The following is a 23,097-nucleotide window of genomic DNA, read 5'->3' as shown; positions in this document are numbered from 1 at the left end:
TACCGAAATACTTCATCCTTCACGCGGCGTCGCTGCATCAGAGTTTCCTCCATTGTGCAATATTCCCCACTGCTGCCTCCCGTAGGAGTCTGGGCCGTGTCTCAGTCCCAATGTGGCCGGTCGCCCTCTCAGGTCGGCTACTGATCGTCGGCTTGGTAGGCCGTTACCCCACCAACTACCTAATCAGACGCGGGTCCATCTCATACCACCGGAGTTTTTACCACTGTACCATGCGGTACCGTGGTCTTATGCGGTATTAGCAGTCATTTCTAACTGTTATCCCCCTGTATGAGGCAGGTTACCCACGCGTTACTCACCCGTCCGCCGCTCAGTCAATTAAGTCTTCATCCGAAGAATCAAACTTAAGTGCTTCGCTCGACTTGCATGTGTTAAGCACGCCGCCAGCGTTCATCCTGAGCCAGGATCAAACTCTCGTCTAAAAAGCTTAAGTTTGGTTTTGCACAAACTTTAGCTTTTAGACGCTTCGCAGTTCTTCGTGAGGTTCTTTCAAACTTAGAACTGTCGAAGCATCATTAAGTTCGTTCCAGGTCAAGAAAACTACTAGCTTTCTTATCCCTTTTACTGTTTTAAGGTCGACATTTAAATGTCTCGTTCTGAATTTTTCTCTTTAAGAAATCTTCAGGGTTGTTGTCTATTGTTTAATTATCAAGGTTCATTGTTTTGTTGTCTCATTCGCGAAAGCCATATTAATATATCATATGTTTTCTCGCTTGTCAACAACTTTTTTAAATTTATTTTTCGTCGTTCTTTCATTGCGAATCATCGCTCAACCGACAGCTTATTTAGATTACCATACTTGTCGACAAATGTCAACAAGTATTTTAATCTTTTTTGCTAACGCTTCTTTTCTAGCAATCTCTCAGATGTCTCTTTCGTCAGCTTTGTTAGGATAACACATAGAATCTGGAATTGTCAATATTATTTTTATTTTTTATTTTATTTATACAATTCGCACAATTTGTTCGAGATATTCTCTACTTTTCTCACCACAATTACTCTTTACTAATTATGTCAAAAGATTCATTGCCTGATTCACGGATTTAATTCCAATTACTTCTATTCCAGCCACTTTTCCGATGTTCTTTACAGAAACCTCTGGAACAATACATGTTTTAAATCCAAGTTTTTTTGCCTCTGCCACTCTCTGTTCTGGCATAGTTACTGCCCGGACTTCTCCACTTAAACCTACTTCTCCAAATACAATTGCATCTTCAGGTACAGGTTTATTTTTATAACTAGACGCAATCGCCATCACGATTCCTAAGTCTACCGCCGGTTCATTCATTTTCATGCCCCCAGCAATATTTACATATGCATCATAATTTGACAAAGGAAGTCCCACTCTCTTTTCCAATACTGCCATCAATAGGTTCACTCTATTATAATCAAGTCCCGCCGCCGTCCTTCTCGGCATTCCAAAATTACTCCTGCATACAAGCGCCTGAATTTCCAAAAGCATTGGTCTTGTTCCTTCCATTGCACAGGCAACGACTGATCCAGATGCATTTTCAGGCTTTCCACTTAGCATGAATTCTGATGGATTCTCCACTTCTGCCAGACCGCTTTTTTGCATCTCAAACACACCTATTTCGTTCGTTGATCCAAAACGATTCTTAACTCCTCGCAAGATGCGATACGAAGCATGCCTGTCTCCCTCAAAATAAAGCACTGTGTCCACCATATGCTCCAGCACACGTGGTCCAGCCACTGTTCCTTCTTTTGTTACATGTCCGACAATAAATATAGAAATATTCAATCCTTTTGCCAACTGCATAAATATATTCGTAGATTCTCTTACCTGCGACACACTTCCCGGTGCGGATTCCACTTCTTCATTATACATCGTCTGGATAGAATCAATCACGACCATATCTGGCTTCTGCTGTTCAATAACATTTTTTATGATATCCAGGCTCGTTTCGCACAAAAGATATAAGGTCTCTGCAAATGTCCCCATTCGATTTGCTCTCAGTTTGATCTGCTTCAGAGACTCTTCTCCTGATATATATAATATTTTTTTATTCATTGCGGACAGTCTTTGACACACCTGAAGAAGCAGAGTTGATTTCCCGATTCCCGGATCGCCTCCTACCAATACCAAAGATCCCGGTACAATTCCTCCTCCCAGAACACGATCCAGTTCATCAATTCCTGTTTTCATCCTTTCATCTTCATCTGTAGTAATACTTGTCAAAGTAACTACTTTCGTCTCTTTACGTTCTTTTACTGCCACCTGCTTTATTGAAGTCACTTTTTCTTCTACGAATGTATTCCACTCCTTACATGCAGGGCATTGCCCCAGCCATTTACTCTCTTCATGTCCACAATTCTGACAGAAAAAAATACTTTTCTTTGCTTTTGCCATATCTCTCTCCTGATGTTTCAATGATACTTATATATTTTGTCAGCTAACAACATCTCTCTTTATTCAGAAAAAGGGCTGCAATCAGCAGCCCTTTTATGGTACTATCATTATTTTTTTACTACTTTTACTTCAACAGATTTATCAGGCTCTAATTCAGCACTTACACTCAACTTACCACTTAAATTAGTCCTCATATCTCCCACATTTACATCATCCATGTATACAACGTATTCGCTATCCGCCTCTAATTCCAAAGTAAACTGTGCATCTTTGGTTCCTGACACTTTAAACGACACAATATCTTCACTTGCCTTAAAGTTCTCAACAGATGTTCCCGGTACAGATTCGTATACAAACATACCGTTTTTCTCTAACTTTGTAATCTCAGCAAATGTCTTTACCTTATATAAGTCCCCCTGAAATTCGAATCCATCCAGTTTTGTTTTGCTGCCTAATGTATAATCTCCAAAACTAAGTGTTCCATCTGCTTCGGCTTTCAAAAGTTCTTTCACTGCTGCCATTTGTTTCTCCTCCTAAGGTTCTTCTTTTGTACCCCTTATTATATATCAAAAATATATTAATTTGTAGTCTTAGGGACAAATTTTATTTCTTTTTTAGACATTCCAACTATCACTTCGGAACCCCGTTTAATCTCCCCACTAAGAATAGCTTCTGCCAATTTATCTTCTAGTTGATTTTGAACAGCTCTCCGTAACGGACGCGCCCCATATTTTTGATCAGTTCCCGTTTCTACAATATGCTTTTTCACAGAATCTCTGATAATAAGCTGAATTCCCAGTTGTTCTTTGGCTCGAGATATCAATTCTCTACACATTAATCCCACGATCTTTTTCATCTGATCTTTATTCAGCGGATGGAATACAAGAATCTCATCAATACGGTTCAAAAATTCTGGTCGGAAGATTAATTTTATTTCATTCATTACATTATTCTTCATCCTCTTGTAATCTCCAGCCTCATCTTCTTTCACATTAAAGCCCAGTTTTTTCGGATCAATAATTGCCTGTGCTCCCGCATTTGATGTCATAATGATCACTGTATTGCGAAAATCTACTTTTCTTCCCTGAGAATCTGTAATATGACCATCATCGAGAACCTGCAAAAGAATATTAAATACATCTGGATGCGCTTTTTCAATCTCATCAAACAGAATCACTGAATATGGATGTCGTCTAACCTGTTCGCTAAGCTGGCCGCCATCATCATGTCCCACGTATCCCGGCGGAGAACCAATCATTTTTGCAACGCTGTGCTTTTCCATGTATTCCGACATGTCAACTCGTATCATGGATTCTTCATTTCCAAAAAGTGCTTCTGCCAACGCTTTAGACAATTCTGTCTTGCCTACACCCGTTGGTCCCAGGAACAGGAATGAACCGATTGGACGTGTCGGATCTTTAAGTCCCACTCTTCCCCTTTTGATTGATTTTGCTACCGCAGTAACGGCTTCATCCTGGCCGATCACACGTTTATGAAGTGTCTGTTCCAGCTTATTCAGTCTTGCGCTTTCAGATTCCGCAAGTCTTTGTACAGGTATCTTTGTCCATTGTGACACAACATCTGCAATATCATTTTCTGTCACTATAACCTTTTTCCCGGCGTTCCTTTTTTCAAAACGTTTCTTCATCTGCTCCAGCCTCTGCATTATCTCTTCCTGCTCTTTATGAAGCAAAGAAGCCTCCTGCATATTTCCATTGCGAATTGCTTCTTCCAACTCATTTGACAATTCACACACAGACTCTTCCAAACGATATATATTTTCAGGAACTTTAAATCCTCGCAGGCTGACTTTTGAGCAAGCTTCATCCAAGACATCTATCGCTTTATCCGGAAGAAACCTGTCATTAATATATCGACTCGACAATCTAACAGCTGCACATAATGCTTCTTCTTCTATCATCACATGATGATGCTCTTCATATTTTGCACATAGACCTTTTAAAATATCCAGGCAGTGTTCTTCTGTTGGCTCTTCTACAGTTATTGGTTGAAACCGCCTCTCTAAAGCCGCATCTTTTTCAATATATTTACGATATTCGGCTATCGTGGTCGCACCAATCAATTGCAACTCCCCGCGTGCCAGTGAAGGTTTTAATATATTGGATGCATCCATCGCACCTTCTGCCCCTCCTGCACCGATAATCGTATGCACTTCATCAAGGAACAGAATCACATTACCAGCTGCTTTCACTTCCTGGATCAGCCGCTTCATTCTTTCTTCAAATTCTCCACGATACTTTGAGCCTGCTACCATCGCCGCCAGATCCATCATAAGAATTCTCTTATCCTTCATTCCTTCCGGCACAACACCAGATGCAATCCGCGACGCAAGGCCTTCAATTACTGCCGTCTTTCCCACTCCCGGTTCTCCTACCAGGCAAGGATTGTTTTTCGTTCTTCTACTCAACACTTGCATCAGACGACTGATTTCTTCTTCTCTTCCAATTACAGGGTCGAGTTTTCCCTCTTCGGCCCGTACCGTCAAATCGGTCCCAAATCGCTCTAGAACCCCCTCTTTTTTCGATGCACCCTCCTGCATCATATCTTCCTGATATTCCTTCGGATCCAATCCAAGTACCATCAAGATGTCCTGGTACATCTTTTGTATATTAATATTTAAAGTAAGTAATATACGTGTAGCAACACAATCCGCATCATGCATTAGCGCCAGCAACATATGCTCTGTCCCAATCTTATCCGAACGGGAATGTATTGCTTCTGTTTTACTTTCCTCTAAAATATATTCCAATCTAGGACTAAATTCCGGCTGATATTTTACCGATACGTCTCCCGTCTGAGATACCAGTTCATCTACAATTTTTAAAATCTTCTCTTCATCCACACCATTCGTGGCCAAAATCTGTCCCGCAACTCCACTATAAACTTTTCGCAATCCAAGAAGCAGATGTTCCGTTCCAACATAGGGATGGTTTAAATCTTTTGCAGTCTTCTTTGCAATCTGCAAAACACTATTCGCCTGTTCTGTATAATTCATTCTGTCTTTCCCTTTCCATATTCGTCAAATATCTCATCTACCAATGCATGCACTTCTTCCCTCGAAATGTTCTTGCATCTTCCTTTTGCCAATAAAATCCGCATTCGTTCCTTCATTTCGAGAAGCGCTCTTGCTTTATCAACATCAATCGCAATTACTGCGCCTTTCCTCCTGTCAAGCTGAATAAATCCTTCTTGCTTCAGAATTGCATATGCTTTATTCACCGTGTGCATATTAATGCCTACAGTCTCAGCCAGCTGTCTGACCGAAGGAAGACTGTCTCCCTCTTGTATCATATCTGTCGCAATTCCCAAAATAATCTGATTTTGCAGCTGAACGTATATCGCTTCATCACTATTAAAGTCAATCTCTATCAGCATAGTATCACCTTTTTCTAAACCTTGTGTCTTTTGTTATATATATAATATAACATAAGTAAAGGGAGCTTACAACCTAAATTGTAAGCCCCCTTTGCAACTTTGAAGGAATTAAGTTTGGAAATTTTAATATTAATTAGCAAAGTGTCTTGATATCTACATATTCATAGCAATCGAAGCTGTCTGCAACGTTCTTGCAGGTCAGTTTTCCATCATATGTATTGATTGCAGAGTAGATAACTTCGTTATCTTTACAAGCCTGCTCTAAGCCTTTGTTTGCAATCTGCAGACCATAGCTTAATGTAGCATTTGTAAGAGCAATTGTTGATGTTCTTGGAACTGCTCCTGGCATATTTCCTACACAGTAGTGAACAACGCCATCTTCTACGAAGATTGGGTCATCATGATATGTAACCTTTGTTGTCTCGCCACATCCACCCTGGTCAACTGCAACGTCTACGAATACAGCACCTGGTTTCATCTCTTTCAGATATTTCTTCTTAAAGATCTTCGGTGCAGATTTTCCTGGAATCAATACGCAACCGATAACAAGATCAGCCTCTTTTACTGCTTTTTCAATATTAGCATCTGTAGAAACTAATGTCTGAACACGTGCTCCGAAAAGGTCATCCAGATAAGCTAATCTTGGAAGGCTAATATCCATGATTGTTACATTAGCGCCCATTCCAACTGCAATCTTACAAGCGTTTGTTCCTACATTACCACCACCAAGGATTACGATGTTAGCCTTTGGAGTTCCTGGAACACCTGCAAGAAGAACACCTTCTCCACCAAATCTCTTTTCAAGATATTTAGCACCTTCCTGGATACTGAGACGTCCGGCAATCTGGCTCATTGGTGCAAGAAGTGGAAGGCCTCCATTTCTTGGGTCAAATAATGTCTCATAAGCAACACCTTTTACCTTGCCATTCAAAAGCGCATCTGTCTGCGGTTTGTCAGCTGCAAGATGAAGATACGTATAAAGGATAAGCCCTTCATGGAATAATGGATACTCTTCTGGCAATGGCTCTTTAACCTTAACCATCATCTCAGAAATATCCCATACCTCTTTTGCTGTATCTAATAACTTTGCTCCAGCTGCTGCATATTCTTCATCTGAAAATCCAGAACCAATTCCAGCACCTTTCTCAATATAAACTTCATGACCTGCATTTACATAACTTTTTGCATTATCTGGTGTCATACCTACGCGAAATTCATTGTTCTTAATTTCTTTTACGCATCCTACTTTCATTTCAATCTACCTCCTACTCTTACACTAAGTTAATAGCCTGTCGCTCGTTCCGACATTGACATTTTTTGAACAATATTTTTCACTCCCAATTTTTTGTGAAGAATATTATTCATTTGTCTCTAAAATTATACTAACACATGCATATATATTATTCAACAAAAGTTATTTTTTTCACAAAACTTTTAATTGTATTGATAAAATAGCTATTGTATCTACAATTTACTTGCATTATTTTGCGTTTCATGATTAAATTTAACTATACATTATGATATAATATGGAAAATATTCCTTATATCTGCGATTTCCGGAGGGAAACATATGAAAGAATTAAGAGAAATCTTCCACAACGCCAATTTAACCAAAACACAGAAAATGATTGCAAAATATGTATTGGATAATTCATCTGATGCATGTTTCATGACTTCCACCGAGATTGCTTTGAAATTAGGAGTAAGTGAATCCTCCGTTATTCGATTCAGCAGGTCTCTCGGATTCACCGGATTCATGGATTTCCAAAAAGCCTTGAGAAAAGATTATCAAGACAAAGTATTTAGCATTTCCAGCAGTATTACTGTACCAGCACAGCGTGTTGCCAAAAGAGCGAAATTAGAAAATAATTCTGATTATCTTAATCGCCATTTAAAAAATGCTGCAAAAAATCTGGAATCTGTATTTGTCAATAATTCCAGTAATGTATTTGAAGAAGCTGCGGATATCATCATCTCCAGTAAGCACAAATACATTGCTGCATCCCGTGGCAATTCTTGTCTGGGTGACTTTTTCTTACTGTATTTAAAACATATGATACCGAATGTAGAGATGACCAATGCGTCTCCGATCAGCCCCATCGATCATATGTGTAATATCAGCAAAGACGATTGCCTGATTGTCTTCTCTTTTCCCAGATATTCATCGGTAGATAAGATTACCGCTGAGATGGCAAAAGAAGTAGGTGCCAGCATTATCGTAATCACTGATAAGCCCAGTTCTTTGCTGGCTCAGTATGCAACAGTTCTTCTTACCGTTCCAGTAGACAGTAACGCTTTCTTTAATTCAATGGTCGGTCCACAATTTGTAGCCGAAGCGTTGCTTGAAACTATCAGCCATAAGGTAAAAGGATTTGAAAAACGCCTGAAAAAAATTGACAAATATCTTGAAAAATTGGGAAATTATTGATTTCTCAAAATGACTATTCTCATGCATATACAAAGGAGCAACATGGAAGCATCATATATTCATCAGACATCTGACAGAAAGTTCTCAGATTTATATTTGTGTTATTGTGGATACGACGAATGTGCGTCAGGGCATAGTTTTGGTCCGGCGGTACGTCCGAACTATCTATTACATTATATTCTAAAAGGAAAAGGTCAATACCATATTGGAGAAAAAAGATATCATCTGTCTGCCGGCCAGGGATTCTTGATTTTCCCACAGATACAGACATTTTATCAAGCCGATATCTCCGATCCATGGACTTATATCTGGGTCGGTTTTGACGGAAATAGTGCCCGCCAGTATCTACAAGACATCGGTCTTACCCGTCAGCATCCAACTTTCCAATGCAGCTATGCAGATGAATTAAAACAGACAGTCCTCCACATGCTGAACAACAATACTTCCGCTGTCATGAATCAGTTTTTATCAGAGAGCTTAATCTATTCTTTTTTTTCCATCCTGTCAAGAGACATTTCCACTGTCATTCCTACACAATTAGAGGAAGGAAATCTATATGTAAGGCGTGCAGTAGAATTTATTCAAGATAACTATTCTCTTCCAATTCATGTAACAGATATTGCTAATTATGTCTGTATTAACCGTAGTTATCTCTATACACTTTTTCGTAAATATCTTGGTGTATCACCACAGGAATATCTTGCCAATTACCGAATCACACATGCAGCAGAACTTCTGAGACTGACAGATCTATCTATTGAGAGCGTGGCCTTTTCTTGTGGTTACACAGATGCCCTCGTTTTTTCTAAAACGTTCAAGACACATATGGGACAAACACCTTCCAGCTATCGCAAAGAAAGCCGGCAGACCACATGACCGGCTTTTTAACATTTTGACTGTTTTGTCTAACATATCTTTCTACTTTTTCCATCACTTTTTTTCTATAATCATCTTATAGCATCGTATTATTAGGAGGTACTAACATGAATATCATCTTTCAAGAGCATTCAAAAACTTTTCATCTGTATAATGACACCATCAGTTATATCATGAGCGTATTGCCTACCGGCCATATGGCACAATTATATTTTGGAAAACACATCCATCACAAAGAGGATTTTTCTTATCTTGTAGAATCTGCTCCAAGACCGATGGCATCTTATCTGATAGAAAATGACAAAACAATTTCATTAGAACATATCAAGCAAGAATATGGCGTATACGGGACCACCGACTACCGAGAATCTGCTGTTGAGATTCTTCAGGCTAACGGGAGCCGTATCTCAGACTTCCAATATTCTGGTCATATGATTACTTCCGGCAAGCCAAAGCTTACTGGACTTCCGGCAACTTATACAGAAGATGATTCTGAGGCAATGACACTCACACTTCAATTAAAAGATACTGTCACAGGAATGGAGCTGGAATTATTATATACAATTTTCTGCAAAGGTGGTATCATCGCACGCAGCGCGAGATTTACAAATCATGGTTCTGAAAGCATACATCTGACCAAAGCTATGAGTCTTTGCATGGATTTACCAGATTATAATTATGATTTTCTTCACTTTTCAGGTGCATGGGCCAGAGAACGTCATCTGAAAACAAGGAAACTAGAACAGGGCATTCAATCTGTCGGAAGCCTTCGAGGTCATTCTTCCCATGAACATAATCCATTCATCATACTGAAGCGTCCAACTGCCGATGAATTCCAAGGAGAAGCAATTGGATTCAGTCTAATATACAGTGGCAATTTTCTCGCTCAAGTGGAAGTAGATACTCACGCTTCATCCAGAGTTTTGCTTGGAATCCATCCCGACACTTTTGACTGGAAATTAGAATCTGGTGAAAGTTTCCAGACCCCAGAAGCCGTAATGGTCTACTCAGACAAGGGACTGAATCATATGAGTCAGACTTTCCAGAAATTATATCAAAAGCGACTGGCACGTGGAGTCTGGCGTGATAAAGCCCGTCCGATTCTAATTAACAATTGGGAAGCAACATATTTTGATTTTAACGAAGATAAGATTCTCGAGATTGCCCACACAGCCAAAGAAAGTGGTGTGGAACTCTTCGTCCTGGATGACGGCTGGTTTGGCGGCCGCAGAAACGAACATGCCGGACTTGGTGACTGGATTCCAAATCCAGATCTTCTCCCACATGGAATTGCAGGACTTTCTCAAAAAATCGAAGAATTGGGCATGAAATTCGGCCTTTGGTTTGAGCCTGAAATGATTAACAAAGATTCTGACCTTTACCGGGCACATCCAGACTGGATGCTCCAGACACCACAGAGAAATGCATCTCACGGTCGTTATCAGTTTGTTTTGGACTTCTCCCGAAAAGAAGTCGTAGATCATATCTATCAGATGATGGCTAAGATTTTGGACGAATCCCATATTTCTTACATAAAGTGGGATATGAACCGCAGCATTACGGAATGTTATTCAGCAATACTTCCCGCCGATAGGCAGGGCGAAGTATTCCACCGCTATATTCTGGGTGTTTATGACTTATATGAGAGACTTACTTCACAATTCCCGGAGGTGCTTTTTGAATCCTGTGCAAGTGGAGGTGCTCGTTTTGATCCTGGAATGTTATATTATGCGCCACAGTGTTGGACTAGCGATGATACGGATGCAATTGAACGTTTGAAGATTCAATATGGTACTTCCTACTGTTATCCGATCAGCAGCATGGGAAGTCATGTATCCGTAACACCGAACCATCAACTTGCACGTACAACACCTCTTCACACACGTGCAAACGTTGCATACTTTGGAACTTTTGGATATGAGTTAGACTTAAACAAACTGACGAAAGAAGAACAAAGCGAGGTCAAAGAACAGATTATATTCATGAAAAAATATCGCCAACTCATTCAGTTTGGTACATTTTACCGCTTAAGCAGTCCATTTGAAAGCAATACAACTATGTGGATGGTTGTAAGTGAGGATAAGACAGAGGCCATCGTTGGCTGGTACAAAGTACTGAATACTGTAAATGATTCTTACACACGCATCCAGCTTAAGGGATTGGACCCAGCTCTATGTTATGAAAATACAATAACCGGTAAAATGTATTATGGTGATGAGTTGATGAATCTTGGTTTGATTACTACTGATGTGTCTGCGGGAGAAGCATATGGAGATCTGGAACCAGGCGGAGATTTTGATTCCAGATTATATATCTTCAAAGCAAAATAAATTACTATTATCGTTAGATTCTTTGTAAAAAGCGATGTATGTTTTTTCATACATCGCTCTATTATAATAATAAATAATAATTACTACCTATGCCTCATCGATTGCCTTACCGATATCATGTCTCATATATTTATTATCGAACTGTACCCATTCTGTCGCTGCATATGCATTGGCTCTTGCTTCTTTCAGGTCTTTACCTTTTGCAGTCACTCCAAGCACACGTCCGCCATTCGTTACAATCTGATCTCCATCGAATTTGGTTCCCGCATGGAAACAGTAATAACCTTCATGCTTCTTGAATTCATCCAAACCGCTGATTGGAAGGCCTTTATCGTATTTTACCGGATACCCTTCACTTGCAAGTACTACGCAGACTGCAGCATTGTCTTCAAACTGCAGATCAATCTGATCTAGAGTTCCGTCTATACAAGCTTCTACAACATCAATGATATCATTCTTCATTCTCGGAAGAACAACCTGCGCTTCTGGATCTCCGAATCTTGCATTATATTCCAATACCTTTGGTCCATCTTCTGTCAGCATCAGTCCAAAGAAGATTACTCCCTTGAAAGGTCTTCCTTCTGCTTTCATCGCATCTACCGTTGCCTGATAGATATATTTATTACAGAAATCTTCTACTTCTTTTGTATAGAATGGACTTGGAGAGAATGTTCCCATACCACCGGTATTTAATCCTGTGTCACCATCTCCGGCACGTTTATGATCCTGTGCGGAAGTCATAGTCTTAATGGTATTGCCGTCAACAAAAGACAGGACAGATACTTCCCGTCCGGTCATAAATTCCTCAATAACCATCTCATTACCGGCTGTGCCGAATTTTTTATCCAGCATAATGGTCTTAACGCCATCTTTTGCCTCTTCCAGATCGTTACAGATCAGCACGCCTTTACCAAGGGCCAATCCATCTGCTTTCAGTACAATCGGGAATTTTGCAGTTTCAAGGTAAGCAAGTGCCTTATCCGGATCAGTAAAATTCTCATATGCTGCAGTTGGAATATTGTACTTTTTCATCAGATCCTTGGAAAATGCCTTTGAGCCTTCCAGAATCGCTGCATTCTTTCTTGGTCCAAATGCACGGATGCCTACCGCTTCCAGTTCATCCACCAGTCCGCCTACCAATGGATCATCCATGCCGACAATTACCAGATCGACTTCTTTTTCCTTTGCAAATGCAACGATCTTGTCAAATTCCATCGCGCCGATCGGTGCACACTCTGCATATTCTGCAATTCCGGCATTTCCAGGTGTACAGTAGATCTTATCTGTCTTTGCACTCTTTGCCACACAGTATGCGATTGCATGCTCTCTTCCGCCGCTTCCTACGATTAATACTTTCATCCTTAATCCCTCCTAATCACTGTTCTGCCATCTATCACACTGACTTTGTCATTTGCAATCAGGTCAATTGCTTTTGGAAGTATCTTCCATTCTGCCTGTTCCATTACTCGTCTCTGGAGTACTTCCGGAGTATCTCCCTGCTCTACTTCCACAGCCTTTTGCAGAATAATCGGCCCAGTATCCGTTCCTTCATCTACATAATGTACCGTCGCACCAACCACTTTTACGCCACGGGCAAGAGCTGCCTCATGTACTTTCAGGCCATAGAACCCAGTTCCGCAGAAAGACGGAATCAAAGACGGATGGATATTAATGATCCGGTTTCTGTATTTTTCAATCATTGCAGGAGGAATCACAACCAAAAATCCCGCCAATACGATCAGATCCGGCTGCATCTCATCAACAGCTTTGATAAATTTCTCATTAAATTCTGCCCGCGAAGAAAACTGCTTCGGTGAGATACACTGACCTGCAATCCCATGCTTCTTTGCTCTCTCCAATGCATAGGCATTTTGATTATTACTGATAACTCCGACAATCTTTGTATTTGTAATGGCACCAGATTCTACTGCATCAATAATTGCCTGCAGATTCGTTCCGCCGCCAGATACCAGCACAACTACATTTAGCATAATGTAACTCCCTTTTCTCCGGCTTCAATATGACCAACAACGTATGGTGTCTCTCCGGCTGCTTTGATTGCTTCCATTGCTTTCTCCACGTCTGCAGGATCTAATGCGATGACCATTCCAAGTCCCATATTGAATGTGTTATACATCATTTCCTCTGCAATATCTCCTTCTTTCGCCAGAAGTTTGAAGATTGCAGGAACCTCATAACTATTCTTTTCTACAACTGCTCTCACGCCGTCCGGTAACATTCTCGGAATATTTTCATAAAAGCCGCCACCAGTAATATGGCTGCATCCTTTTACTTTTACACCGCTGTTCTTAATGCTCTTTAACGCTTTTACATAGATCTTTGTAGGAGCGATCAAAGCTTCTCCTAATGTCTTACCCAGTTCATCATAATATGTATCCAGAGACTCTTTCGTCATCTCAAACACTTTACGGACAAGGGAGAATCCGTTACTATGAACACCGCTGGAAGCCATACCAACCAGCACATCCCCTGGTTTAATATTCTCACCGCTGATGATATCCTTTTTATCGACAACACCTACAGCAAATCCTGCAAGATCATATTCATCTTCCGGCATAAGTCCCGGATGTTCTGCCGTTTCTCCACCGACCAGAGCACATTCTGACTGTTTACATCCTTCTGCAACTCCACTTACAATTGTTGCAATTTTTTCAGGATAATTCTTTCCACATGCAATATAATCTAAGAAGAATAATGGCTCGCCTCCTGAGCAGGCAATATCATTTACACACATTGCAACAGCATCGATTCCAATGGTATCATGCTTGTCCATTACAAATGCGAGTTTTACCTTTGTTCCGCAACCATCTGTTCCTGACAACAGGACAGGTTCTTCCATATTCTTAATACCACTCAAATCAAAAGCACCGGCAAATCCGCCAAGACCACCTAAAACCTCTGGTCTCATTGTCTCTTTTACATGTTTTTTCATAAGTTCTACTGATCTGTAGCCAGCTTCAATATCAACGCCTGCGTTCTTGTAATCCATAACGTATCTCCTTATTATATGCTTTATTTTTCTACTTTTTATTCGTATCTTTTATTTTTGAGCAAGATATGCCTCATATCCAATCTCATCCAGCTTTGCAGCCTTGCCCTGCACTGCCTCTTTCATCTCTCTTGTATAGGCTTTTAACTTGTCCAGAAGTGCTTCATCAGAAGCCGCAAGAATCTTTGCAGCAAGAATCGCTGCATTCTTGGCTCCATCGATTGCTACAGTTGCAACCGGAACTCCCGGCGGCATCTGCATGATAGAAAATACTGCATCCATTCCATCCAGATTCTTTCCGGAAAGCGGAACTCCGATTACCGGTAATGCAAATAAAGCTGCACACATACCCGGAAGTGCCGCAGCCATTCCTGCTCCTGCTATTATAACTTTCACTCCACGTCCTTCAGCTCCTCGCGTCCACTCAATCAGTTCATCCGGCTCACGATGAGCAGAGATAATAGTCATCTCATAATTGATTCCCAGCTCTTCCAACATTGCGGCTGCCTTACTCATAACCTTCAAGTCAGAATCGCTGCCCATAATAATACCTACTTTCGGCATATTTTTCATCCTTTCTTTCCATAGTTTGCTATATAAGCACCTCAAGAATCCTATTCTGTCAGTGTTCATTGCTATGCGTTCACTATACCGTATTTATCCAGATTTTTCAATGGTTCATTCAGAATCTCTGTTCCTTCCAACACAAATCTTCCATTTTCCAGCAGAAGAATCTCTTCTCCATTTTTTGTCACTACTGTAATACTTTTCAATTCTTCATATGGAATCGTAATGTCTGTATGGCAATGGAAATATGCCTTGGAAACATCTTCTTTTCTTAAAGCAGATATCGAATTATCTTTTGCTACAATCTCTTTCCCATTTGGATTATATACCTTAATATCCTCACTCCAGCTATAACAAGTATCTCCAACTGCAAAATGAGGTCCCATCTTTTCTGCAATCAGAATCGGCATTTTTTCCTCGATACCATATTTTTTGGCTGCTACATAGGCTGTTGTATTGGTTCCAATTGCAAATTCCCCCAGCGGGAGTGTCGGATGTTTATAAAGGATATTATCACGAATATATTCTTTATTCTCTAGTTCTCTTTCAAAATTTCTACAATTATAGTCTGCGATCATTCCATTGGCAAATGTAATCTCTAGATCCTGATACTGTAATTCATTAAGATATACCTTGCTCACATGCAACACACCATTGGTTCCTTCCAAAACAGGAGATGTGAAGACTTCTCCCACCGGAATATTCACATCTGCCACACAATTCTCAAATATAGTCTCTTTATTCGGGTCATGAAGCGGATGAAGTTGAATCTTAAGATCTGTCTTGTTTCCATCAGACCCCAGAATATGAACATATTCTCCCTGATCCAGTGCATCGATCAACGTCTGCTGCACTTTCTCATAAGTCTTGGCATCCAATGTATTGATACGGATAATCTCATCAAATATCTCGTCATATTGTTCTCCTATGTCAGGCACTGGATAAGCAATAATCGTAAAACTCCTCTCGTCACCGCGAATATACTGATTCGTAATCTGACTCTGTCGGCTGTCAAACTGAAGTGCAAGTTCTTCTTGTCTGTCCGTAAGTCGGATGACCTCCTCTTTCTGTCCTGGTGAAAAAGGCTCTTCGCCAAACATGTCTATACAGGCTGGACCTGCAAATTGTGCCGCCTGCTCTTTATGATGCTCATACGTAGTCTGAATGACTTCTAATTTGCGTTCCATAAACTTTTTATCCAAAAATAATGCCTGATCATTGCGGTGATCATATTCATACTGCTTATTAGCAATCGCGCCATAATATCCTATTTTCAGATGCTGACGTTTCGTCAGGACACTCACACCAGAACGATATATGACAGGCTTTAATCCCATTTTTTCAAAATTTTCAATTGCTTTTTTCACTACCTTCTCGAATCCAAGAACATAACGAATATTGACAATTGATTTTTTAGAAAGGTCCTTGCCTGTATTAATGAACCCAATCCGATAACCTTCTGTGTATACATCTGCCATCTTTTGGATCACCGTTTCATCCAATTCCATAAGATGTCTTGCAGTCTGCAATTCATTGTGGCTGATATATTCTCCAAATTGATACAAGTAATTCACATTGTTCAAATCACTGTTCATAATAATATCCACCGCAAACGATTCTGCAGGATCAAGTTGTTCGCAAATTCGATCTGCTGCAAATACATCACAATAATCACTGGCATACCAGTAAATTGTCTCTTTGACATTTTTTAGATTCGGCTCTTCTTCAAACTGATTATAAATTTCAATCAATAATTCAAATAAAATATCCAGATACTCTTTCTTTTGTTCAAAGACATATACTATAGCAGCTCTGAGTTCTGTATACAAAAAACTCAGAATCTGTCCATAGCCTTCTCCAAGCATTTCCACCGCATAGGATGGATTCGCATAGCTCGTGTTATATTGTTGAGGAAGAATATCCTGATATAACCTTTCATTCCACTCTTCCAATTCTTTAAGTTTGAACTGGGCGTATGCTCCTGATTCTATCTGCGTCTTCAATTCATCCAGCATAATGACAAATTCTGCCATCTTTTGAAAAAATTCTCGAAAAGGTGGCTGTACAACCTTTTCGTCTCGCATCTCTTTGATCCGCCCAATTGCCAGTTCATATCTTTCTTCTATCATCTATATAAGCCCCCTGATAAATATTCCAATCAGTCCAAGAAGTATCGCAGCATTTACACCGATCCCTACCTTGCACGTTATGTAATTTTTGTCTCTTTCTTTTAGGCCGCGAAATCCTAATACAAGCCCCATACAGGATAATGCAATCGTTCCCAATCCTACAAATCCGATCAAAATACCAACATCACCTTTGCCAATAAAAGAAATGCTTATCATCAGCAACAGCAGCATTGCTACTACTGCCGCATAGCAACACGAATAGACACCCTTTCTTGCATGTCGAAGTGGTGTCTGTCCGTACTTGGTCTTTATCATCTTTTTTCTCTGTTTTTCTCTGGCTTTCGCAACAGCTTTTGCCCTATCTTCTTCTGTTACTACCTTTTTTCTTATAAACATGTCTTCTCCTTATTGCCGCACAGATTACAAATATAACATATCCCAGGAGACCTCCGATTGTATTCAATAAGAGGTCATCCACATCAAAACTTCCAACTTTCGTAACCAGCTGAAATGTTTCAACACAAAGACTAAGTCCAAAACTATAGAATACAGTAGCCAGAAAGCTTCTGTATTTGCTTGCCATGGGCATAAAGAATCCAAAAGGCATAAAGATAATTACATTGCCAAGCAAATTAGTAAACATAGCGAACAGACCAACCTGATTCCGGTATTCCCAGAATCGATTGATTTCTTTAAAGAGCACAAGATTATAATGATATTCCTGCATCTCTCCTGTCCGTCCGTACCAATCAGAAAATATCAGAAAGTATATAATAAACATAATATATAATACAAAGAATATCTTTCCGAGAATACGGATTCTTTTTCTACTCTTTAATTCCAAAAATATAGCACCCTTTCAGTCTGGACCCAATTAAAAGGTAAGTCCTTTTTTTTCCTTCAGTAAGCGTGCTCCACTTACAATCGATATAATTCCTGCCGTCACCCCAATAATTGCTACAATCACACCAACAACTATATTCGCCACACCTGCAAAATTCATTGCTTTATATACCTTTTCGTTCATCTGATTCCCTCCTGGTCTTATTTCACACCATATTGTTCATAATATGCGTCAATTGCAGCTTTTAATGTATCATCAATGATAACTTTTCCCTGACATTCTCTATTATAAAGATAATCCACAACTTCTTCCATTGTTACAATTGCACCAGTCTCAAATCCATACAGATCTTTTATCTCATCCAGAGCACATTTTTCTCCGCCCTTACCAACTTCCATACGATTCAGAGACACCATCAATCCTTTAATCTCCACATTAGCTGCGCCTCGAACCTTTGGCACCGTCTCTTCCATGGACTTTCCAGATGTTGTCACATCCTCAATCATGATGACACGATCACCATCTTTTAATTTACTTCCAAGGAAACTTCCTTTATCAGCTCCATGATCCTTTTCTTCCTTACGATCTGAGCAGTAACGTACTTCTTTACCATATAGCTCGCTGAATGCCATTGCTGTTACAACTGCCAGCGGAATTCCTTTATATGCAGGTCCAAAAAGCACATCAAAATCCATTCCGTAGGCATCATGGATCGCCTTGGCATAATACTCACCGAGTTTTTTCAGCTGTGTACCAGTCACATAAGCACCCGCATTCATAAAAAACGGGGATTTTCTTCCACTCTTTAATGTAAATTCTCCAAATTTGAGCACATCGCTTTCTACCATAAATTCGATAAATTCCTGCTTATAGCTTTCCATTATTCTTAAGACCTCCATATCAACAAATTTCCTTTCAATTTTACCATACCCGACACACATTTTCAATCCAATAACTGGAGACAAAAAATATCCATATAAGTCCTTCCTTATATGGATATTATATATTTATTTTACAATTCCAACCATCTCTTCAACCGATTCAAAACCATTTTTTTTCATATAATCTTCTATTCCAGCCACGATCTCCATTGTAACTGCTGGATTATGAAAATTCGCAGTTCCGACAGACACCGCACTTGCTCCGGCAAGAATCATTTCAATCGCATCTTCTGCGCATGAAATTCCACCCATGCCTATAATCGGAACTTTTACTGCATTTGCCACCTGATATACCATACGCACTGCTATTGGATGCACGATCGGCCCAGATACTCCACCAGTTTTATTTGCAATGGCAAATGTCTTTCTGTGGATATCAATCTTCATTCCTGTCAGAGTATTGATCAATGAAACGGCATCCGCTCCTCCTGCCTCTACCGCTTTTGCCATCTCTGCAATATCCGTTACATTCGGACTTAACTTCATGATAACAGGCTGCTTTGCATATTTTTTCACTGCTTTTGTAATATCCTCTGCTGCTTTCGGATTCTGACCAAATGCTATTCCACCTTCCTTGACATTCGGACAAGAGATATTGATTTCCAGCATATCTACCTCTTCATCCGCAAGTCTCTCTACCACTTCACAATAATCTTCTGTAGATTTTCCACAGACATTTACAATAATCTTTGTATCATATTGCCTTAAAAACGGGATATCTCGTTCGCAGAACAAATCGATTCCCGGATTCTGAAGTCCAATTGCATTCATCATACCGCCATAAACTTCCGTCACTCTTGGCGTTGGATTACCAGGCCATGGAACATTGGCAACCCCCTTGGTCGTTACCGCTCCCAATTGATTCAAGTCTACAAACTCAGAAAACTCAGCACCTGAGCCAAAAGTTCCAGAAGCAACTGTCACAGGATTCTTCCACTCTACACCTGCAATATTTACTTTCATATCCATTAGATTTCCACCTCCGTAGACAGAAATATCGGACCATCTTTACAGATTCTCTTATTATGCACATTGCTGTGATGATCCTTTTCCTTAGACTGGCATACACATGCAAGACATGCTCCGATTCCACATGCCATTCTCTCTTCCATCGAAATATAGCATACAATATTATTTTCTTCCGCATACTGCTTAATCGCGCGCAACATCGGGGTTGGTCCACAAGCATAGATAATCTCTGCCTCCAATGCATTTGCACGAATTGCATCCATAACATTCCCCTTTGTTCCAACACTTCCATCTTCGGTAGATATATACAGGCTTCCGTTTTGTTCAAATTCTTCTTTCAAAAACGTATGCGCATCACGATAACCAACCACAATCTGCTTGCACTCACAGGATAACTGCTTGGACAGTTCCAAGATTGGCGGGACGCCAATCCCTCCACCCATCAGAAATGCTTTCTTTCCCTCCGCTTTTTCCAGTGGAAAACCATTTCCAAGAGGACCAATCACCGGAATCTCGTCTCCTTCTTTCAACTCAGAAAACTGCTTTGTTCCTGTATTCTCCCCTGTCACACGATAGACCACACGAAGTTGTCCATCAGCCTTATTTATCTCACAAATACTGATCGGTCGCGGAAGAAGCTTACTCCCATCCTTCGTATACATCGATATAAACTGACCAGGCTTCGCAGTCTGGGCCGCATCCGTTTGAATCCACATACTGAAGATCCCATCCGCCAGCATCTCCTGAGATACAACCACAGCATTTTCTTTCTTCATATCCATGTTTTCTCCTTTCGGGTACACCCCATTTTTCATTTGGGTACACCCCATTTGTTAATTAGGGACGTAGACCTTTTAAAAAATACTACGTCCCTTACATAGCATTTTTGATATCTGCAATCATATCTTCTACAGCTGCTCTGGATGCATCTCCGAATGCTTCTGCACCGTATTTGGCGTATTTTTCTTGCTTATATGCAGCGATGATTCCTCTGGATGAATTTACGATTGCTCCCAAGCCATCCTCGTTGAAGAAATGTACGAGATCTTTGCCTTTTCCGCCTTGTGCGCCATAGCCCGGAACCAGAATATAAGCTTTCGGCATAATTTTGCGAAGGATTTTTCCCATCTCTGGGTAAGTAGCTCCTACTACGGCTCCTACGTAACTATATTCTTCTCCCATTGCTTCTGCTCCCCAGGCTGCCACTTTCTCGCCTACCAATTCATAGAGTGGACGGCCGTCAATTAACTGATCTTGAAACTCTCCACTAGATGGATTGGATGTCTTGACCAGAACAAAGATACCTTTCTTTTCTTCTTTGCATATGTCTAAGAATGGATTCACACCGTCAGATCCCAGATATGGATTTACGGTTGCGAAGTCTTCATCGAAAGGAACATAGGAGTTGCTTCCCACCTGTACTCTTCCAAGATGTCCTACTGCATAAGCAGCAGATGTTGAACCGATATCTCCTCGTTTAATATCTCCAATTACGACCAACCCTTTTTCTTTACAATAATCTACAGTCTTCTTGAATGCCTGAAGTCCTGGAATTCCAAATTGCTCATACATTGCAATCTGTGGTTTCACTGCCGGAATCAAATCATAAGTTTTGTCGACGATTTCTTTGTTAAACTGCCAGATTGCTTCTGCAGCACCTTCTAATGTCTCACCATACTCTGTAAATGCTTTTTTCTGCACATGCTCCGGTACATAATTTAACATCGGGTCTAACCCAACTACTATAGGTGCTCCTGTTCTTTTGATATTTGCTACTAATTTGTTAATCACTTGTTCATTCCTCCTAGTTTCTTCATTATACAATCAGCATCTTATTCCAATCCGGTTATCTTTCGTATACTACTTTTCCATCTGCAAGTGTATATGCAACCTCACCAGTCACTTCATATCCGTCAAATGGTGTATTTTTGCCCTTTGATGCAAATGTATTCTTATCAATCTTATATGTCTTGTCCGGGTCAAAGATCACAATATCTGCGATTTTTCCTTCGGATACAGAGCCTTTTTCATCCAATCCTAAGACCTTTGCAGGATTATAACTCATCTTCTCGGCCATATCCATTACACTCAAAAGTCCTGTTTTTACCAATGAGGTATACGTAAGTGCCGCAGATGTTTCCAGCCCAACAATTCCAAACGCGGCTTTTGCAATAGACTTATTCTTTTCCTCTGCTGCATGTGGAGCATGATCTGTGGAAATAACATCCATAATGCCATCCTTCAGTCCCTGTCTTAGGGCTTCTACATCCGCCTTACTTCGAAGTGGCGGATTCATCTTATAATTGCCATCATCTTCTTTGATATCTTCTGAACTTAAGATAAAATGATGCGGACACACCTCACCAGTTACCGGAAGGCCTTCTTCTTTGGCTAGTTTGACCATTTTTACACTGTCTGCTGTCGAGCAGTGACACAGATGAAGTCTTACTCCCGTTTCTTTAGCCAACAAAATATCTCTCGCTACAATCACATCTTCTACCGAATTAGTAATTCCCTTTAGCCCAAGACGCTCAGCATTCTCATCTGCATTCATAACGCCGCCTTCTACCATGGTAATGTCTTCACAGTGAGCAAATACTGCAATTCCATTTTCTTTTGCAATTTTCATTCCCTTTCTATAAAGAGAAGCATTCATCACAGATTTGCCATCTTCACTGATTGCATGGCATCCAGCCTTTGCCATTCCTTCTATATCTGCCAGTTCCTGCCCTTTCTGTTCCCGCGTAACCGCACCAATCTGAATCACATGAGACAGAGATTCATTCTTTGCCCTTTCATGTACTGCCGAAACCTTGTCTCCGTTATCAATAACCGGTTTTGTATTAGGCATAGCACACACCGTGGTAACACCGCCCCTCACGGCTGCCTTACCACCTGTCTCAAGGGTCTCTTTATATTCCAACCCCGGATCTCTAAAATGCACATGGAGATCAATAAATCCAGGCATTACATAACATCCTTTGGCATCAATGATCCGATCTGCCTCTTCCTCAATCTTTTCTTCCACTTTCTGGATTCGGTCATTCTCAATCAGCACATCATAACATCCATCTTTTCTGGTAAGTGGGTCAATTACATGGCCATTCTGAATTAAAATCGTCATATATATTGTCCTTTCTGTCGTCTACACTACTGGGTAGCATATTAATAGTATATCCATATAGCATTCCATACTGTAATTTATTTTATCACATGGAATG

The 23,097-nt window shown here is 40.3% G+C and carries 21 protein-coding genes and 1 rRNA gene; 3 read left to right on the top strand and 19 right to left on the bottom strand.

The genetic code is table 11. The annotated features are described in order from the left end of the window. From ABE613_RS12445 to ald, 6 genes are all read right to left on the bottom strand, one after another. Positions 1–440 (bottom strand): 16S ribosomal RNA (locus ABE613_RS12445); the annotation flags it as partial. Between the two features lie 587 nt (positions 441–1,027). After that, positions 1,028–2,386, bottom strand: coding sequence for a DNA repair protein RadA (gene radA, locus ABE613_RS12440; RefSeq protein ID WP_235234235.1), 1,359 nt, complete (start codon positions 2,384–2,386; stop codon positions 1,028–1,030). A gap of 107 nt (positions 2,387–2,493) precedes the next feature. Continuing rightward, positions 2,494–2,907, bottom strand: a complete 414-nt coding sequence (locus tag ABE613_RS12435; protein WP_235234233.1) for an endosialidase — start codon at positions 2,905–2,907, stop codon at positions 2,494–2,496. Positions 2,908–2,963: 56 nt separating this feature from the next. After that, the gene (locus ABE613_RS12430) at positions 2,964–5,402 is read right to left on the bottom strand and encodes an ATP-dependent Clp protease ATP-binding subunit (RefSeq protein ID WP_347376517.1); all 2,439 of its coding nucleotides are present in this window, start codon (positions 5,400–5,402) and stop codon (positions 2,964–2,966) included. Further along, the gene (locus tag ABE613_RS12425; RefSeq protein WP_235234230.1) at positions 5,399–5,782 is read right to left on the bottom strand and encodes a GntR family transcriptional regulator; all 384 of its coding nucleotides are present in this window, start codon (positions 5,780–5,782) and stop codon (positions 5,399–5,401) included. The genes ABE613_RS12430 and ABE613_RS12425 overlap by 4 nt, the downstream gene beginning before the upstream one ends. 133 nt (positions 5,783–5,915) lie before the next feature. Further along, entirely contained in the window at positions 5,916–7,034 is a 1,119-nt protein-coding gene (ald, locus tag ABE613_RS12420) for an alanine dehydrogenase (RefSeq protein WP_235234228.1), read from the bottom strand. Positions 7,035–7,352: 318 nt separating this feature from the next. Here ald and ABE613_RS12415 point away from each other — a divergent pair, with 318 nt between their 5' ends. From ABE613_RS12415 to ABE613_RS12405, 3 genes are all read left to right on the top strand, one after another. Beyond that, positions 7,353–8,210, top strand: a complete 858-nt coding sequence (locus tag ABE613_RS12415; RefSeq protein WP_235234004.1) for a MurR/RpiR family transcriptional regulator — start codon at positions 7,353–7,355, stop codon at positions 8,208–8,210. A gap of 42 nt (positions 8,211–8,252) precedes the next feature. Next, positions 8,253–9,086 carry an AraC family transcriptional regulator gene (locus tag ABE613_RS12410; protein WP_235234003.1) on the top strand — a complete coding sequence of 278 codons (834 nt, stop codon included), beginning with the start codon at positions 8,253–8,255 and terminating at the stop codon, positions 9,084–9,086. Between the two features lie 107 nt (positions 9,087–9,193). Beyond that, complete coding sequence (locus ABE613_RS12405) at positions 9,194–11,416, top strand: alpha-galactosidase (protein ID WP_235234002.1); 2,223 nt, start codon at positions 9,194–9,196, stop codon at positions 11,414–11,416. A gap of 87 nt (positions 11,417–11,503) precedes the next feature. Here the strand turns inward: ABE613_RS12405 and purD are convergent, their stop codons facing one another. The 13 genes from purD to ABE613_RS12340 all read right to left on the bottom strand — a co-directional run bounded on the left by purD (position 11,504) and on the right by ABE613_RS12340 (position 23,000). Beyond that, entirely contained in the window at positions 11,504–12,775 is a 1,272-nt protein-coding gene (gene purD / locus ABE613_RS12400; protein ID WP_235234001.1) for a phosphoribosylamine--glycine ligase, read from the bottom strand. Positions 12,776–12,777: 2 nt separating this feature from the next. Further along, complete coding sequence (gene purN / locus ABE613_RS12395) at positions 12,778–13,407, bottom strand: phosphoribosylglycinamide formyltransferase (protein ID WP_235234000.1); 630 nt, start codon at positions 13,405–13,407, stop codon at positions 12,778–12,780. Continuing rightward, positions 13,401–14,426 carry a phosphoribosylformylglycinamidine cyclo-ligase gene (purM, locus tag ABE613_RS12390; protein ID WP_235233999.1) on the bottom strand — a complete coding sequence of 342 codons (1,026 nt, stop codon included), beginning with the start codon at positions 14,424–14,426 and terminating at the stop codon, positions 13,401–13,403. Before purM ends, purN begins: the two co-directional genes overlap by 7 nt. A 51-nt stretch (positions 14,427–14,477) precedes the next feature. Next, positions 14,478–14,990 carry a 5-(carboxyamino)imidazole ribonucleotide mutase gene (gene purE / locus ABE613_RS12385; protein WP_347376516.1) on the bottom strand — a complete coding sequence of 171 codons (513 nt, stop codon included), beginning with the start codon at positions 14,988–14,990 and terminating at the stop codon, positions 14,478–14,480. Between the two features lie 71 nt (positions 14,991–15,061). Continuing rightward, complete coding sequence (locus ABE613_RS12380; protein ID WP_347376515.1) at positions 15,062–17,122, bottom strand: aminopeptidase; 2,061 nt, start codon at positions 17,120–17,122, stop codon at positions 15,062–15,064. Continuing rightward, a complete protein-coding gene (locus ABE613_RS12375; protein ID WP_235233995.1) occupies positions 17,123–17,518 on the bottom strand; it encodes a DUF6142 family protein in 396 nt (131 codons plus the stop codon). Then, positions 17,481–17,966, bottom strand: coding sequence for a VanZ family protein (locus ABE613_RS12370; RefSeq protein WP_235233994.1), 486 nt, complete (start codon positions 17,964–17,966; stop codon positions 17,481–17,483). The genes ABE613_RS12375 and ABE613_RS12370 overlap by 38 nt, the downstream gene beginning before the upstream one ends. Before the next feature lie 30 nt (positions 17,967–17,996). After that, complete coding sequence (locus tag ABE613_RS12365; RefSeq protein WP_235233993.1) at positions 17,997–18,149, bottom strand: hypothetical protein; 153 nt, start codon at positions 18,147–18,149, stop codon at positions 17,997–17,999. A gap of 17 nt (positions 18,150–18,166) precedes the next feature. Beyond that, a complete protein-coding gene (gene pyrE / locus ABE613_RS12360) occupies positions 18,167–18,847 on the bottom strand; it encodes an orotate phosphoribosyltransferase (protein ID WP_235233992.1) in 681 nt (226 codons plus the stop codon). 126 nt (positions 18,848–18,973) lie between these two features. Beyond that, on the bottom strand, positions 18,974–19,876 hold the full coding sequence (locus tag ABE613_RS12355; RefSeq protein WP_347376514.1) for a dihydroorotate dehydrogenase: 903 nt from the start codon (positions 19,874–19,876) through the stop codon (positions 18,974–18,976). Then, a complete protein-coding gene (locus ABE613_RS12350; protein WP_347376513.1) occupies positions 19,876–20,658 on the bottom strand; it encodes a dihydroorotate dehydrogenase electron transfer subunit in 783 nt (260 codons plus the stop codon). The genes ABE613_RS12355 and ABE613_RS12350 overlap by 1 nt, the downstream gene beginning before the upstream one ends. A 91-nt stretch (positions 20,659–20,749) precedes the next feature. Continuing rightward, positions 20,750–21,667 carry an orotidine-5'-phosphate decarboxylase gene (pyrF, locus tag ABE613_RS12345; RefSeq protein WP_235233989.1) on the bottom strand — a complete coding sequence of 306 codons (918 nt, stop codon included), beginning with the start codon at positions 21,665–21,667 and terminating at the stop codon, positions 20,750–20,752. A 55-nt stretch (positions 21,668–21,722) separates the two neighbouring features. Beyond that, positions 21,723–23,000 (bottom strand): dihydroorotase, encoded by a 1,278-nt coding sequence (locus ABE613_RS12340; protein WP_347376512.1) that lies wholly within the window; start codon positions 22,998–23,000, stop codon positions 21,723–21,725. Between the last annotated feature and the right edge of the window lie 97 nt (positions 23,001–23,097).

Origin of the sequence: Dorea chungnamensis, assembly GCF_039832125.1 — a bacterium.
Classification (GTDB): domain Bacteria; phylum Bacillota; class Clostridia; order Lachnospirales; family Lachnospiraceae; genus JAFBIX01.
The sequence above is the reverse complement of the archived record's forward strand: the minus strand, read 5'-3'. Positions and strand labels throughout refer to the sequence as shown.